This is a genomic window from Sphingomonas sp. SKA58 (assembly GCF_000153545.1).
Classification (GTDB): Bacteria; Pseudomonadota; Alphaproteobacteria; order Sphingomonadales; family Sphingomonadaceae; genus Sphingobium; species Sphingobium soli.
This window is the reverse complement of record NZ_CH959306.1, coordinates 940045-955194: the sequence shown is the minus strand read 5'-3', so window position 1 is coordinate 955194 and position 15150 is coordinate 940045. Positions and strand designations below refer to the sequence as shown.

General features: G+C 64.2%; 17 protein-coding genes and 1 pseudogene. 15 read left to right on the top strand and 3 right to left on the bottom strand.

What is annotated here, in order from left to right; genetic code table 11:
• Positions 1–274: 274 nt before the first annotated feature.
• Positions 275–610 carry an ArsR/SmtB family transcription factor gene (locus tag SKA58_RS05145; RefSeq protein ID WP_009821310.1) on the top strand — a complete coding sequence of 112 codons (336 nt, stop codon included), beginning with the start codon at positions 275–277 and terminating at the stop codon, positions 608–610.
• A 58-nt stretch (positions 611–668) separates the two neighbouring features.
• On the opposite strand, the gene fabG is transcribed toward SKA58_RS05145, so the two are convergent.
• Positions 669–1409, bottom strand: coding sequence for a 3-oxoacyl-[acyl-carrier-protein] reductase (gene fabG / locus SKA58_RS05140; RefSeq protein WP_009821309.1), 741 nt, complete (start codon positions 1407–1409; stop codon positions 669–671).
• Positions 1410–1589: 180 nt separating this feature from the next.
• Complete coding sequence (fabD, locus tag SKA58_RS05135) at positions 1590–2525, bottom strand: ACP S-malonyltransferase (protein WP_037542607.1); 936 nt, start codon at positions 2523–2525, stop codon at positions 1590–1592.
• Positions 2526–2707: 182 nt separating this feature from the next.
• Between fabD and SKA58_RS05130 the strand changes: the two genes are divergently transcribed.
• From SKA58_RS05130 to SKA58_RS05105, 6 genes are all read left to right on the top strand, one after another.
• A complete protein-coding gene (locus SKA58_RS05130; RefSeq protein ID WP_037542606.1) occupies positions 2708–4159 on the top strand; it encodes an efflux transporter outer membrane subunit in 1452 nt (483 codons plus the stop codon).
• Positions 4149–5690, top strand: coding sequence for an efflux RND transporter periplasmic adaptor subunit (locus SKA58_RS05125; protein WP_037542147.1), 1542 nt, complete (start codon positions 4149–4151; stop codon positions 5688–5690). The genes SKA58_RS05130 and SKA58_RS05125 overlap by 11 nt, the downstream gene beginning before the upstream one ends.
• A gap of 6 nt (positions 5691–5696) precedes the next feature.
• A complete protein-coding gene (locus SKA58_RS05120) occupies positions 5697–6398 on the top strand; it encodes an ABC transporter ATP-binding protein (RefSeq protein ID WP_009821304.1) in 702 nt (233 codons plus the stop codon).
• A complete protein-coding gene (locus SKA58_RS05115; protein WP_009821303.1) occupies positions 6398–7603 on the top strand; it encodes an ABC transporter permease in 1206 nt (401 codons plus the stop codon). Before SKA58_RS05120 ends, SKA58_RS05115 begins: the two co-directional genes overlap by 1 nt.
• 169 nt (positions 7604–7772) lie before the next feature.
• The gene (locus SKA58_RS05110) at positions 7773–8144 is read left to right on the top strand and encodes an RcnB family protein (RefSeq protein WP_009821302.1); all 372 of its coding nucleotides are present in this window, start codon (positions 7773–7775) and stop codon (positions 8142–8144) included.
• A 141-nt stretch (positions 8145–8285) separates the two neighbouring features.
• Positions 8286–8687, top strand: coding sequence for a BLUF domain-containing protein (locus SKA58_RS05105; RefSeq protein WP_009821301.1), 402 nt, complete (start codon positions 8286–8288; stop codon positions 8685–8687).
• On the opposite strand, the gene SKA58_RS05100 is transcribed toward SKA58_RS05105, so the two are convergent.
• On the bottom strand, positions 8684–10084 hold the full coding sequence (locus SKA58_RS05100; protein WP_009821300.1) for a GntP family permease: 1401 nt from the start codon (positions 10082–10084) through the stop codon (positions 8684–8686). The genes SKA58_RS05105 and SKA58_RS05100 overlap by 4 nt on opposite strands.
• 318 nt (positions 10085–10402) lie before the next feature.
• On the opposite strand from SKA58_RS05100, the gene rpsF reads away from it, so the two are divergent.
• The 8 genes and pseudogenes from rpsF to SKA58_RS05060 all read left to right on the top strand — a co-directional run.
• Positions 10403–10828 (top strand): 30S ribosomal protein S6, encoded by a 426-nt coding sequence (gene rpsF, locus SKA58_RS05095; RefSeq protein ID WP_009821299.1) that lies wholly within the window; start codon positions 10403–10405, stop codon positions 10826–10828.
• 13 nt (positions 10829–10841) lie between these two features.
• Positions 10842–11066: a 30S ribosomal protein S18 gene (rpsR, locus tag SKA58_RS05090; RefSeq protein WP_009821298.1), complete on the top strand. Its 225-nt coding sequence runs from the start codon at positions 10842–10844 to the stop codon at positions 11064–11066.
• A 13-nt stretch (positions 11067–11079) separates the two neighbouring features.
• Complete coding sequence (gene rplI / locus SKA58_RS05085; RefSeq protein ID WP_009821297.1) at positions 11080–11682, top strand: 50S ribosomal protein L9; 603 nt, start codon at positions 11080–11082, stop codon at positions 11680–11682.
• 179 nt (positions 11683–11861) lie between these two features.
• Complete coding sequence (locus SKA58_RS05080; protein ID WP_009821296.1) at positions 11862–12194, top strand: hypothetical protein; 333 nt, start codon at positions 11862–11864, stop codon at positions 12192–12194.
• Positions 12191–12415 carry a hypothetical protein gene (locus SKA58_RS05075; RefSeq protein ID WP_009821295.1) on the top strand — a complete coding sequence of 75 codons (225 nt, stop codon included), beginning with the start codon at positions 12191–12193 and terminating at the stop codon, positions 12413–12415. Before SKA58_RS05080 ends, SKA58_RS05075 begins: the two co-directional genes overlap by 4 nt.
• A 106-nt stretch (positions 12416–12521) precedes the next feature.
• Positions 12522–13451, top strand: coding sequence for a DUF808 domain-containing protein (locus SKA58_RS05070; protein ID WP_009821294.1), 930 nt, complete (start codon positions 12522–12524; stop codon positions 13449–13451).
• A gap of 55 nt (positions 13452–13506) precedes the next feature.
• On the top strand, positions 13507–14880 hold the full coding sequence (locus tag SKA58_RS05065; protein ID WP_037542604.1) for an MATE family efflux transporter: 1374 nt from the start codon (positions 13507–13509) through the stop codon (positions 14878–14880).
• 90 nt (positions 14881–14970) lie between these two features.
• Positions 14971–15150 (top strand): annotated as a pseudogene (locus SKA58_RS05060) (hypothetical protein); the annotation flags it as partial.

The window sequence follows — 15150 nt, the reverse complement described above, 5'->3', positions numbered from 1 at the left end:
TTCCTTGAGGACCATGCGATGAGTCCTGCGGAGTCCGGCGTCAAGATCAGCAGCTTAAGCCACCGACTTCACATATTGGTTAATGATGGGGAGAACGAAGCGGGGACCCACAAGATATTGAGTCGTTCGCGGCCCGCCAGACTCCATATCGGGCGGTGTGACTCAAAAGACTCACCCACAGAATGGACGCGACTTTTTTTGGTTAACGCCGCCAAAGGGCGCCTGATCGCGACCGACCTTGCATCATTCATAACCCTATGGTTATGGCATTTCCATGACGAAGATATTGCAGGATGATCGCAGCGCTACCATCGACGCGCAGTTCAAGGCCCTGTCCGATGGCACCCGCCGCGCGTTGCTGGAACATCTGGTGCGCGAGGGCGAACAGAGCGTCCACGCGCTGACCGCCATATCGGGCGTATCGCAACCCATGGTGTCGCGCCACATGGCCAAGCTCAAGCGCGCCGAACTCGTGACCGTCCGCCGGGCGGGTCGGGAAACCTTCTATGCCGCGCGTGCCAAGGGCCTTGCCCCTGTGGTGCAGTGGATGGCGGTCTATGGCGCTTTATGGTCGCAGCGCTTTACCGCACTGGAGGGGATAGAGGCATGATCCTTTTCCAATGATCGGCAGAAGGGGCATCCAATAAGATGCCCCTCCCCCGCCTTGGTCAGATCATCGCCATGCCGCCATTCACGTGCAGCGTCTGCCCCGTGACATAGCCCGCTTCCCTGCTGGCGAGGTAGACGACGGCCGCGCCGATATCATCCCCACCGCCCAGGTCGCCCGCCGGAATCTTGGCCAGGATCGCGCTCTTTTGCGTGTCATTAAGCGCATCGGTCATGGCTGACCGGATGAAGCCGGGCGCGACGCAATTGACGGTCACGCCACGGCTCGCCAGTTCCTGGCCCAGCGACTTGGACATGCCGATGATGCCCGCCTTGGACGCGCAATAATTGGCCTGCCCCGGATTGCCGGTGACGCCCACGACCGATGTGATGGAGATGATGCGGCCAAAGCGCGCCTTCATCATCGGCTTGGCGGCCGCGCGGCACAGGCGGAAGGCAGCCTCCAGATTGACCTGGATCACTTGGCTCCATTCCTCATCCTTCATCCGCAGGATCAGATTGTCGCGCGTGATGCCGGCATTGTTGACCAGAATGTCGATCTTGCCGCCCAGCGCCTCGACCGCCTGGGGCACGAGCGCGTCGACCGAAGCCGGGTCGGAGAGGTTGCAGACCACCGTCTGGTGGTCGCCGCCCAATTCCGCGGCGAAGGCTTTGAGCTTGTCCTCATTGCTGCCGGACAGCGCCAACGTCGCGCCCTGCGCCGCCAGCCCCTTGGCGATCGACGAACCGATCCCGCCCGATGCGCCCGTCACCAGCGCGGTCATGCCTGTCAGGTCGAACATGTCAGTCTACTCCATTATATTTCGTTCGCTTAGAGGCGCAGTAATCGCCAAGTCATTATGATTATTCACAGGGCCGCGAAGCTGTTCCTCCATGCCCGCGCCACCGGTCGCATCCTTGGTGATGGCGTCGATCGGCGTCACCAAGCCCTCCGCGCATTCGCGCCTGCGCGCGAACAAAGATCAGAACGCCGCCAGCGCGCCTTCGATGTCGTCCATCGTCACGATGCTGCGCACGGTCGCGTCGGGGGCGATGCGCTTGACCATCGGGCCGAGCACCTTGCCGCCGACCTCCACGAAGTCCGTGACGCCCGCGTCCCACATCGCCGCCACGGATTCACGCCAGCGCACGCGGCCCGTCACCTGCTCGACCAGGCGGGCCTTGATCTCTTCGCCGTCGGCGATCGGCGCGGCCAGCACATTGGCGTAGACCGGCAGCAGCGGCGCGTTGATCGCCGCGTTTGCCAGCGCCGCCTCCATCGCTTCGGCGGCCGGCTGCATCAGCGGGCAGTGGAAGGGCGCGGACACAGGCAGCAGCACCCCGCGCTTGATGCCATGGTCCTTCACCATCGCCACCGCGCGCTCGATCGCGCCGCGATGGCCAGAAATCACCACCTGCGTGGGATCATTGTCATTCGCGACGGTGCACACCTCGCCTTGCGCGGCCGCGTCCGCCAGCGCCTGCGCCTTGTCGATATCTGCGCCCAGCAACGCGGCCATCGCGCCCTCCCCCACCGGCACGGCGGCCTGCATCGCCTGGCCCCGCAATTTGAGCAAGCGCGCCGTGGTGCCGATATCGAACGCCTCGGCCGCGCACAGCGCGCTATATTCGCCCAGGCTGTGCCCGGCGACATAATCGCCCTTGTCGGCCAGCGAAAAGCCGCCTTCCTTCTGCATGACACGCAGCGTGGCGATGGCGTTGGCCATGATCGCGGGCTGGGCATTTTCCGTGAGGGTCAAATCGCTGTCCGGTCCCTCCACCATGATGCGGAACAGATGCTGCGACAGGGCCTCGTCCACCTCCTGAAACAGCTCCTTCGCCGCGCCGCTGGCATCCGCCAACGCCTTGCCCATGCCCACCGACTGGCTGCCCTGTCCCGGAAATAGAAATGCCCGCATCATTCACCTCGAAGCCCGAAGCGCTCGCGAAAAGCGCTGATTTTCACTGCCGTTACACTTTGAGACATAAATGTCGTTGAGCCATACACACCCCTGCGGCAGTCAGGACATATATGGTCGCCGATCCCTCAAAGGATCGGCATGAAGCGGCCCCTTTAACGACGACGGAGTGCAAGGAAAAGGTGCGATATCGCCTAGCATGGATCAGCGGGACGGCCCTGACGCTGTCCGCCTGCGCCGCCGGCCCGGATTATCGCGCGCCGCAAATCGGCGCGCTGGGCGTGCCGGCCGCCTATAGCGCGGGCGATGGCGCGGCGCTCAGCGAAGCGCAGCTTGGCCAATGGTGGACGCGCCTCAACGACCCGGCCTTGAGCGCGCTCATCGACCAGGCGGTGGCCAATAATCTGGACGTCGTGCAAGCGCAGGCGCGGCTGCGGCAGGCGCGCGAAAGCCTGATCCAGTCCAATGCCAGCCTGCTGCCGCAACTGAGCGGTTCCGCGACGGGCGGGCGTAACTACAGCAGCCAGGATGCCGGCGGCCGTCTGGACGCCAATGGCAATCCGATTGGCGGCGGCGGCGGCAACTGGTCGAGCAGCTATTCGGCCCGCATCAACGCCAGCTGGCAACTCGACCTGTTCGGCGAATTGCGGCGCGGGCGCGAAGCGGCGCGCGCTGATCTGGAAGCGTCGGGCTTCGACCTCGCCACGGTGCGCATGACGGTCATATCCGAACTGGTGAACAATTATGTTCAGGCGCGGCTGGCGCAGGCGCAGCTCAAGGTAGCGCGCGAAACCCAGGCGGTGCAGCGCGACAATTATCAGATCGCCAGCTGGCGGTTGCAGGCGGGCCTCGTCTCCTCACTCGACGAGCAGCAGGCCCGCGCGCAGCTGGCGCAGACCAACGCCACCATCCCGCAGCTGGAGGCGAGCCTCAAAGGCAGCCTCAACCGCATCGCGGTGCTGACGGGCCAGGCGCCGGGCGACGCGACGCGGACGCTGGAAACGCCCGCCCCCATCCCGCAGCCGTCAACCGATATTGCGACCGGGATTCCGGCCGATACGCTGCGCCAGCGCCCGGACGTGCGTAGCGCCGAACGCGCGCTTGCCGCTGCAACCGCCCGGATCGGCGTAGCACAGGCGCAGCTTTATCCCTCGCTCGGCATCAGTGGCAATATCGGCACTACGTCGAACGCGTTCAGCCAGCTGTTCGAGCTCATCACCGGCGGCGTGTTCGCCAATGTCGCGCAGACCATTTTCGATGGCGGGCGGCTGGCATCGCAGGTGCGTGCGCAAAAGGCCGCGACCGAAGCCGCCTTCGCCGCCTATAAGCAAAATGTGCTGAGCGCGCTGGAGGATGTCGAAAACGCGATGGCCTCTCTCACCAGCGCTCGCGCGCGCAAGGCGGAATTCGCAATCGCCTATGATGCGTCGAACAACGCCGCGATCCTGGCGCGCAGCCAGTATCAGGCTGGTCTGATCGACTTCCAGACATTGTCGAACAGCGAAAATACGCTTTTGAACGCCCGCAACAGCCTAGCTTCCGCGCAAGCCGACGAAGCCCTTGCCATCGCCCAGCTCTATAATGCGCTGGGCGGCGGCTGGCAGAGCATGGACGACCGCCCCGATGAGCAATGACATGACCACCGATCAGGACCTCAATGACTTCCTTGGCGCCAAGCCGGAAAAACCGTGGCGCAAATGGGTGATCCGCGGCGGCATCGGCATCGCGTTGCTGATCGCCATCCTGCTGATCGCCCGCTGTTTTGGTGGCGACGACAAACCCAATTATGCGACCCGCGCTGTGCGGCAGGGAGACCTGACGGTCACGGTGTCAGCGACCGGCAATTTGAAACCCATCAATCAGGTGGATGTCGGCTCCGAACAATCGGGCAAGATCACGCAAGTCTATGTTGACGTGAATGACCGGGTGACGCGCGGGCAGAAGCTGGCCGAACTCGACACGCGGCGGCTGGTCGACACGGTGAACCAGAACCGCGCCCAGGTCGCCTCCTCGCAGGCCAGCGTCGCGCAGGCGCAGGCGCAGGTCGCACTGGCCAAGGCGACGCTCGACCGGCAGGAAAATGTGTTCAAGCTGTCGGGCGGCCGGGTTCCCGCGAAAACGGAGCTCGACGCCGCGCGCGCCGATTATCAGAGCGCGATCGCCAATCTGCGATCGGCCCAGGCGCAGGTAACGGCGTCGCAGGCCCAGTTGTCGAGCGCCCAGACCAACCTGTCGATCGCGCAGATCGTGTCGCCCGTTACCGGCGTCGTGCTGTCGCGCGATATCGAGCCGGGGCAGACGGTCGCCGCGTCCCTGAATGCGCCGGTGCTCTTCACCATCGCAGAGGATCTGACGCAGATGGAGGTCGAGGTCGCGGTGGACGAGGCCGATGTCGGTCAGGTGAAGGAAGGCCAGTCTGCGACCTTCGCCGTCGACGCCTTCCCCGGCCGCAGCTTCCCGGCCAAGGTCACGCGGGTGAATGTCGGGTCGAACGCATCGAGCAGCGCCAGTTCCTCCTCCACTTCCAGCAGTTCCAGCAGCACCACCGGCACCGTGGTCGCCTACACGGCCGTGCTGTCTGTAAACAATCAGGACGAAATTCTGCGCCCCGGCATGACGGCGACGGCGGACATCGTGACGCAGGAATTGCATGACGTGCTGCTGGTCCCCAACAGCGCCTTGCGCTTCAAGCCCAGCAGCGGCGCATCGGATGGCGGCGGCATCACCAGCGTGCTGCCCGGCCCGCGCCGTTTCCGCCGCGGCGGCAATCGCCAGGTCAATTTCGGCGCGGGCAGCAGCCAGACCGTTTATGTGCTGGGTGAAGACGGCAATCCCAAGCCGGTTCAAGTGGTCGTCGGCGCCAGTGACGGATCGCGCACCGTCATCACCGGGGGCGACCTCAAATCCGGCATGAAGGTCATCACAGGGCAACTCGCGGCGGGCCAGGAAGCGCCGGCCGAGGACCAGAAGGCCGACGCGGGCAACACCCAGGACAAGGGGACAGGTCAAAGGCCGCGTAATCCATCGACCGATGGCAGCCCGGCGAGCATGGGCAAGCTGGGCAATTCAGGCGACGCCGCGCCCGAAACCGCGCCGGTCGCGCCCACGCAGGGCCAGAGCGAACCAACGGAGACGCGCGGCACCGGACGGCAGAGCGGAACCTGACCGCTGATGACCGACAAACCCATCATCTCGCTGCGCGGCGTCACCAAGATTTATGGCGAGGGGCCGACCGCCTTTCAGGCGCTCAAGGGCATCGACCTCGACATCGCGCAGGGGGATTTCGTCGCCGTCATGGGGCCTTCGGGCTCCGGCAAGTCCACCACGATGAACATATTGGGGTGCCTCGACGTGCCATCGGGGGGCGCATTCCTGTTCAAGGGGCGCCATGTCGAAACACTCGACCGCGACCAGCGTGCGCTGCTGCGCCGCCGCTATCTCGGCTTCGTGTTTCAGGGCTTCAACCTGCTGTCGCGCACGACCGCGCTCGAAAATGTGGAACTGCCCCTCCTCTATCGCGGCGAGGACAAGAAGACGCGCTACGACATGGGCATGGCGGCGCTCGATAAGGTGGGCCTCAAACCCTGGTGGGACCATACGCCCGCGGAACTGTCTGGCGGTCAACAGCAGCGCGTTGCCATCGCCCGCGCCATTGTGACGCAGCCTGATGTGCTGCTGGCGGACGAGCCCACCGGAAACCTCGATTCCGAACGGTCGATCGAGATCATGGAATTACTGACCGACCTCAACCGCAATAGCGGCATCACCGTGCTGATGGTCACGCATGAGCCGGACATGGCGGCCTTTGCCCGCACCATCGTCCATTTCAAGGACGGGCTGGTCGAACGGGTGGACGCAGGAGCAGGCGCATAATGCTGGGCACCACCATCATCCTCGCCTTCCGCGCGATCAACCGGCACAAGCTGCGCAGCTTCCTGACCACGCTTGGCATCATCATCGGCGTGGCGGCCGTCGTGACCATGGTCACATTGGGCAATGGCGCGACGGCGGCGGTGCGCGAACAGATCAGCTCGCTGGGCGCCAATGTGCTGCAATTGCGCCCCGGCCAAGGCTTTGGTCGTGGCGGCGGCGGGCCGCGTCCGCCCGACTTCAAGGAAGCAGACCTGACCGCGATTGAGAACCAGCTGACCGGCGTGCGCGCGGTCGCCCCGCTGGTCCAGTCGAGCGGCACCGCCATCTATGAAGGCAATAACTGGTCGACCACCGTCTATGGCACCACATCGGCCTATTCCGAAGTCCAGCAATGGAAAGTCGCCGACGGACGGCTGTTCATGCCCGAAGAGGAAGAGGCCGGAAAGCCGGTCTGCGTCATCGGCAATACCGTGCGCACCAACCTGTTCCAGAATAATGACCCGCTGGGCAAGCGCATGCGCATCAAGGGCGTGTCCTGCCAGGTGATCGGCGTTCTGTCGACACGCGGCCAGGGCGGCTTTGGTGATCAGGACGATGTCGTCGTCATGCCGATCCGCTTTGTGCAGCGGCGCTTCACCGGCGACCGCGACGTCAGCCAGATCATGGTGGCGGTCGATGATGCCTATGACACATCGACCGTCCAGACCAGCCTGGAGGAATTGATGCGCGAACGGCGCAAGATCAAACCGGGTGCCGAAGATAATTTCAACGTCTTCGACACCAAGCAGATCAGCGACACGCTAACCGGCACCACCACCATCCTGACCCAGATCGTCGGTGCGGTGGCGGCCATCTCCCTGCTGGTCGGCGGCATCGGCATCATGAACATCATGCTTGTGTCGGTGACGGAACGCACGCGGGAAATAGGCATCCGCCTCGCCATCGGCGCGGTCGCGCGCGAAGTGCTGATGCAGTTTCTGGTCGAAGCCATCGTGCTGTCGTGCCTCGGCGGCCTGATCGGGCTTTTGCTGGCGCTGATCGCGTCGCTCGCCATCGCGCCACTGATGCAGGTGCCATTCCTCTTCGACGTGAAGGTGAATCTTATCGCCTTCCTCTTTTCGGCCGCGATCGGGGTTGTGTTCGGCTATTTCCCAGCACGCCGCGCCGCCGCTCTCAATCCCATCGACGCGCTGCGCCACGAATAGGCGCTGCGCCGTCAATCACCGCCGATGAACCGATATTCAGTTTGAAATTCAGCTTGTTACATTTTCAGACAAAGTTGCGCACCCGACGACACATCCGCGCGACAACCGCCTCCTAAATCTATTTTCGACGCCGGAACGCGGCGCCCGATCACAGGCAAAGGAGCAGACTATGTTCAAGAAGATCATCATGACCCTGGCCACCACCACGCTGGTCGCCAGCCCCATCGTCACCGCTCAGGCGCAGGCGGCGCCGCACCGGCAGGAAGTGACCCGCACCGTCGTCAAGCACAGGCCGCACGGCCGCACGGTCGTGAAGCAGAAGACCACAGTCCGCAAGGCAACGCCCGCCCGCCGCTGGGCGAAGGGTCAGCGTTTCGACCGCCGCTATGCCACCCATTATCGCGTCGTGAACAACTATCGCGATTATCGGCTGAGCGCTCCGCCGCGCGGATATCAGTGGGTGCGCTCGGGCAATGACGCCGTCCTGATCGCCATCACCAGCGGCATCATCGGCGCGGTGGTGGGCAGCGTTATTCGTTAACCCCTACATTATCCTCATCCTTTTGAAAGCCCGGAGGCCCCAGCCTCCGGGCTTTTTGCTGATCGAAGTCAAATACTGATCTTTAAGGGTTTTCCGCTTAATTGCGGGCCGGTCGGGGGGCCATTTTCAAGAGATTGGGTCATGTCCTTGCATCAGATCATGTATATCAGCAGCGCGACCGGGCCGGTTTCGGCCACGCAATGCGCCGCCATCGCCAAGGATGCGGAGGATCGCAATCGCGTCGATGGCGTCACCGGGCTGCTCTTGTTCAACAGCAAACGCTTCCTCCAGGTCCTGGAAGGTCCCAGGGATGCCGTCGAGCGCATCTACCAGCGCATCACGCGCGATGGCCGGCACAATGCGATCGTCAAATTGCGCGACGCGTCGATCGACGCGCGCGAATTTGGCGAATGGGGCATGGCCTATGATGATCCTTTTCAGCCCGCCTCGGCCCTAAAGGACAAGGTAGCAAAGCTGCTGGACCATGCCGGGCCGTCGACCCGGGCGCATTTCATCGGATCGGCCGAAATGCACCGGGGCTAGACCAGCCCGGTCAGATAATAGACGGCGATGACGACAAAGACCGTCATCGTCTTGATGACCGTCAGCGCGAAAATATCCTTATAGGCCTGACGATGGGTCAGGCCGGTGACGGCCAGCAACGTGATGACCGCGCCATTGTGCGGCAAACTGTCCATCCCGCCCGACGCCATGGAGGCGACACGATGCAGCACTTCGCGCGGGATGCCGGCCGCGTCGCCCGCTGCCGCGAACTGGTCGGCCATCGCCGCCAGCGCGATCGACAGGCCGCCGGACGCCGACCCGGTGATGCCGGCAAGCGACGTCACGGTGATGGCTTCATTGACCAACGGGTTGGGGATTGCACGCAGGGCTTCCTTGACCATCAGGAAGCCCGGCAACGCGGCGATAACAGCGCCGAACCCATATTCCACCGCCGTGTTCATGCCCGCCAGCAGCGCGCCGCCGACGGCAGCCTTGGATCCGTCGGCAAAGCGTTGCGCGACGGGGCGAAAGGCGAAAAGCAGGATCGTGCCGATCCCCAGCAAGAGCGCCCCTTCGACAGCCCATAGCGCCGCCATCTGCGCGACCTGAACCGACACCGGATCGGCCATGCCGGGAAGCGCCAACGTCACCGCCTTGCCCCCTGCCCAGCGCGGGATCGCCATGGTGAGCAGCAAATTGCCGACACCCACGACCAGCAGCGGCAGCAGCGCGATCAGCGGGTGAATGGTCGCGCCCGCGTCCTGCTGGTCGGGTTCATTGACGAGATGGCTGGGCGCGCCATAGCCCTCCCCCGCCGCCATCAGGCTGCGCCGCCGCCAGCCCAGATAGGCAAGGCCCGCCGTGATGATGCAGGCTGATCCGATCAGCCCCAGGATCGGCGCGGCCCAAGCCGTCGTGCCGAAAAAGCTGGCGGGAATGATGTTCTGGATCTGCGGCGTGCCCGGCAACGCATCCATGGTGAAGGTCAGCGCGCCAAGGCCGATGGTGGCGGGGATCAGGCGCTTGGGAATATCGGCCCGCCGAAACATTTCGGCAGCGAATGGATAAACGGCGAACACCGCAACGAAGACCGACACGCCGCCATAGGTCAGCAGGGCAGTGACGATCATGATCGCCGGGATGGCGCGCCCTGCCCCGATGAATCCGATCACCGCCGTCACGATCGCGCGGGAAAAGCCGGAAATTTCCACCAGCTTGCCGAACAGCGCGCCGAGCAGGAAGACGGGAAAATAGAGCTTCAGGAAACTCGCCGCCTTTTCCATGAACAGGCCCGAAAAGGCCGCCGGCACAGCGGCCGGGTCCGTCAGCAGCACCGCCAGCATGGCGAGCAACGGCGCCATGACGATGACGCTCATGCCGCGATAGGCCGCAATCATCAGCAGGATAAGGGACAGGGCGGCGATCGCGATTGGCATGGAATTTTCTGCTCCCCTCCCGTTCGCCCTGAATAGGGGCCGAGCGTATCGAAGACCCGTATCGCCGGGTCGCACGCCAATCTATCCCTCGATACGCCATTTCCACAAGCGCGCTCGCTATTCGGAACGAACGGCTTCTGGCAGGATCATGCTGCACAAACGCGCCTTGCCTTTCCCCGGCCTTTGCGTCATAGGCGCCGCTTCCAACAGGACCGGGGTGACTCGGCCCTGCGGGAGTGAATGCAGTTGAGACGACAGCCGGAGGGGCGTTCCACATGGGGTGGGCGTCAGCGATCGGCCAACAGATGAGGCAATGACATGGCTCTTTATGAGCACGTCTTCCTTGCGCGCCAGGATCTGGCACAGGCGCAGGTCGACGCTTTGGCGGAAACCGCCACCAAGATCGTCGAGGACATGGACGGCAAGGTTACCAAGGTTGAAACCTGGGGCCTGCGCAGCCTGGCCTACAAGATCGCCAAAAATCGCAAGGCGCATTATGTGATGCTGAACATCGACGCCCCTGCCGGCGTCGTCGCGGAACTGGAGCGCCAGACCCAGATCAACGAAGACATCATCCGCTACATGACCGTCAAGGTGGACGAGCTGGAAACCGGCCCGTCGGTGATGATGCGCAAGCAGGAACGCTCGGATCGTGGCGACCGCGGGTCGCGCGGCGACCGTGGCGGCCGTGATGGCGATCGTGGCCCGCGCCGCGAACGCGAAGACGCGAACGCTGGCGAATAAGGAGATCTAGATCATGGCACGCCCGTTTTTCCGCCGCCGCAAGAGCTGCCCCTTCGCCGCCAAGGATGCGCCGAAGATCGATTATAAGGACGTCCGTCTGCTTCAGGGCTTTGTGTCCGAGCGCGGCAAGATCGTCCCCAGCCGCATCACCGCCGTTTCGGCCAAGAAGCAGCGCGAGCTGGCTTCGGCCATCAAGCGCGCCCGTCATCTGGGCCTGCTGCCCTACATCGTGAAGTAAGGGAGAAAGACCCATGGAAATCATTCTCCTCGAACGCATCGAGAAGCTGGGCGCGATCGGCGACGTCGTAACCGTCAAGGACGGTTATGCGCGTAACTTCCTGCTGCCCAACAAGAAGGCCCTGCGCTCCAACAACGCCAACAAGGCGGTGTTCGAAGCCAACCGCGCCCGCATCGAAGCCGAAAACGCCGCCCGTCGTGGCGACGCTGAAAAGGCGGCCGAAGGTGTCAACGGCAAGCAGATCGTGCTCATCCGCCAGTCGTCCAACTCCGGCCAGCTTTATGGGTCGGTCGCGGTCCGCGACGTGGTGGACGCGCTGCACGCCGACGGCGTCACCAATGTGACCAAGGCAATGGTCGTGCTGGAACGCCCGATCAAGACGCTGGGCGTGTTCGACGTCAAGGTCGCGCTGCACCCCGAAGTCGCCGTGACGGTCACCGTCAACGTCGCGCGTTCGCCTGAAGAGGCCGAATTGCAGGCGCAGGGTGTCGACGTGATGGCCGAAATGTTCGAAAAGGACGAGGCCGGCTTCACCGAAGACTATGATCCCAATGCGGAGCCCGGTGAAATCGCCGCGGACACCGAGGAAGAAACCCCGGCCGAAGACGAAGCCTGAGTTTCCTTGCAGGATCCAAACGAAAGAGCCGCCCGGCGACGGGCGGCTTTTTTGTCGTCCGGTCCTGACGCGATCCGCAAAAAGCAAGACAGGTTAAACGCCATGCCTTTCCGCCGACATTAAGTCGCGCAGGCGAAACGAAATCCGGAACGGCCCATGCGGCCGGGCGTTCGACAGCCATGGAAAATCGTTCCCTTATCGAAAGACTGGCGCGTCACCTGGCGGCGGAACAGCCCGACCATTGGCCCGCTCGCGTGGAGGACGCCGCGAGCATCCTGGCTATCCTCAAGGAACCCGACGCCGCCATGCGCGAAGCGGGCGATGCATCCGCCTGGGGCGCGATGATCGAGGCCGCGCTGCGCGACCGCTGGTCGCTGGCACAGACGGCGCCGGAAACCGAGCCGCCATTGGGGACCGACGAAGAAGGGGACATGCAACTGACGCCCGATGCGGTCAGCCATGACCGCGCGGACTGGGTTCATCTTCATAAAAAGCAGGAGACACCATCATGAAGGGGCTTTTGAAGCTGGGGATCGTCACGGGCCTGGGCTATTTCGCGGTCAAGGGATGGCGCGACTGGATGGGCGGCGGAGAGGCCGATGATCGCGGCCCGGTCGGATCATCCGGCGTCGTGCGCGACGCTGGACCGCAAGGCGGCGAGCCAAGCTGGGACAAGGTCGATGAACAGGCGGACGAAAGCTTTCCCGCCAGCGATCCGCCGGGCAATTTCTGACTCGGTGTTTCGACGCATGAGGCCCATTGCCCCCCTGATCAGCGCCCGGTAAGGGAGCGACCGGACAGGCGGCGCCTTTGCCGCCTGCAACAGGGGATTTTCCATCATGCCTTCGGGTTTGATTGCGCTGCTCGATGATGTGGCGGGCATCGCCAAGCTGGCCGCCACCTCGCTCGACGACGTCGCCGGCGCGGCAGGCCGGGCAGGTTCCAAGGCGGCGGGCGTCGTCATTGACGACACGGCCGTCACCCCCAATTACGTCATGGGCCTCAGCCCCGAGCGCGAACTGCCGATCATCTGGCAGATCGCCAAGGGGTCGCTCCGCAACAAATTGCTCTTCCTGCTGCCGGCTGCGCTGCTGCTGTCGGCCTTTGCGCCCTGGCTGCTGCCGCCGCTGCTGATGGCGGGCGGCGCTTTCCTCTGCTTCGAAGCCGTCGAAAAGCTGATCGCGGCGATGGGCAAAGGCCATGACGTCGCGCAAGAGGCGATTCAGACGCACAGTTCCGCCGAACTGGAACAGCAAAAGGTGTCCAGCGCCATCCGCACCGATTTCATCCTGTCAGGTGAGATCATGGCCATCTCACTCGGCACGGTGGCGAGCGAGCCGATCTGGGAACAGGCTGTTGTCCTTGTCATCGTCGCCTTGCTGATCACGGCTGGCGTTTATGGCGTGGTCGGGCTTATCGTGAAGATGGACGATATCGGCCTCCACCTGGCGCAGCGGTCATCAGCCGCCACGCAGGCGCTGGGTCGGGGCCTCGTCAAGGCGATGCCCGTACTGATGTCGGTGCTGAGCGTCGTTGGCACCGCCGCGATGCTGTGGGTCGGCGGCGGCCTCATCGTCCATGGCCTGCACGAATTCCACCTGGATCTGGTGCCCGGTGCCATCCATCATCTGGCGGCCTCCGCGGCGCAGGCCCTGCCCGCGATCGGCGCAGCGGCCGACTGGATCGTCAACGCCATTGGCGGTGCTATCGTCGGGCTGGTGGTGGGCGGCCTTATCGTCGCTGTGCTGCACCTGTTCAAAAAGCATTAAAGCCGCAATTTTCGGAGCGTGAGCGAAGATGCGCGCCTCTTCGCCAAAATTTGTCATGACATCCACCCATCCTTGGCGCACCGAAGCGCGTGCGCTCATCCTGCTGGCATTGCCGATGATCGCGGGCAACATCGCCTGGTCCGCCATTGCCGCCAGTGACCTGCTGTTGCTTGGTCGCCGGGGCGCGGAAAGCGTGGCGGCGGGCGCGCTCGCCATCAATCTGTTCCATGCCCTGCTGATCTTCGGCATGGGCCTTGTCACGGCCGCCTCGCCCCTGATCGCCAGCGAACGTGGCCGCCGCCGCCATAGCGTGCGCGACGTGCGCCGCACCGTGCACCAGACGCTGCGCGCCGCCCTGTTCTTTGTGATCCCGTCCTGGGTCATCCTCTGGTATTGCGAAGCCATATTGCTGGCGCTGGGGCAACAGCCCGATCTCGCGCGCGGCGCAGGCGAATTGATGCGCGGGCTGCAATGGGCGCTGCTCCCCTTCCTGGGCTTCACGACGCTGCGCAACTTCATCGCCGCGCTGGAACGGCCGGTCTGGGGCCTCGTCATCATGCTGGCGGCGATCCCGCTCAACGTCGCGGCAGGCTGGGCGCTGATCTTCGGCCATCTGGGGTTGCCCGCGCTTGGCCTGTTTGGAGCCGGGCTGGCCAGTACCCTGTCGTCCAGCTTCCTGTTCTTCGGGCTGCTGGCCGTGATCCTGATCGACCGGCGTTTCCGGCGCTATCGGCTGATCGGCCGTTTCTGGTCCGCCGATCGGGATCGGCATCGTCAGGTGTGGGCGCTGGGCCTGCCCATCGCCATCACGCTGGGCTTTGAAACGAGCGTCTTCAATGCCTCGGCCTTCCTGATGGGACTGATCGGCCGGGATTCGCTCGCCGCCCATGCGGTCGCGATCCAGATCGCGGCGCTCGTCTTCATGGTGCCGATGGGCATTGGTCAGGCCGCGACCGTGCGGGTGGGCATTGCCTATGGACGCGGCGACCGCGCCGGCGTCGGGCGCTCGGGCTGGCTGGCGCTGGGCATCGGCACCGGCTTTGCCTTTTGCGCGGCGGCTCTGCTTATCCTGATACCGCGCACCCTGGTCTCCGCCTTTCTCGATCTGGCGGATCCGGCCAATGCGCGCACGGTCAGTCTGGCCGTCAGCTTCCTGGCCGTCGCCGCCCTGTTTCAGCTGGCCGACGCCGCGCAGGCGGTGGGCGCGGGCGTCTTGCGTGGCGTCCAGGACACGCGCGTGCCAATGGTCTTTGCGCTGATCGGGTACTGGGTGGTGGGGATCGGCGTCGGGACGCTGCTTGCTTTCCCGTTCGGGCTGCAGGGCGTCGGCATCTGGCTTGGCCTGGCAAGCGGGCTCGGCGCCGCAGCGGTGTTGCTGGTCGCGCGCTGGACGCTGCGCGAGCGGCTCCACCTGTTGCCCCACCAGTAAACCATTCGCCGCAACGATTGCACGGAAGGAAATGGTGCGGCGCACAAAGCAATTGAAAGAATCGCCAAAATCCGTCAGGGAATGCTCATCATGCAAGCCCCGACCGAGATTTTTGAAGCGATCGCGCTCCAGAAGTGCCTGAAGGTGACCTATAACAAGATGGTCGTCACCCTCGCCCCGCACATCCTTTATACCCGTCATGACGAGATGTATATCGACGCCGTGACGACCGATCGCGACGGCCGCCCGCCGCGCGAGCTGAAGCTGGCA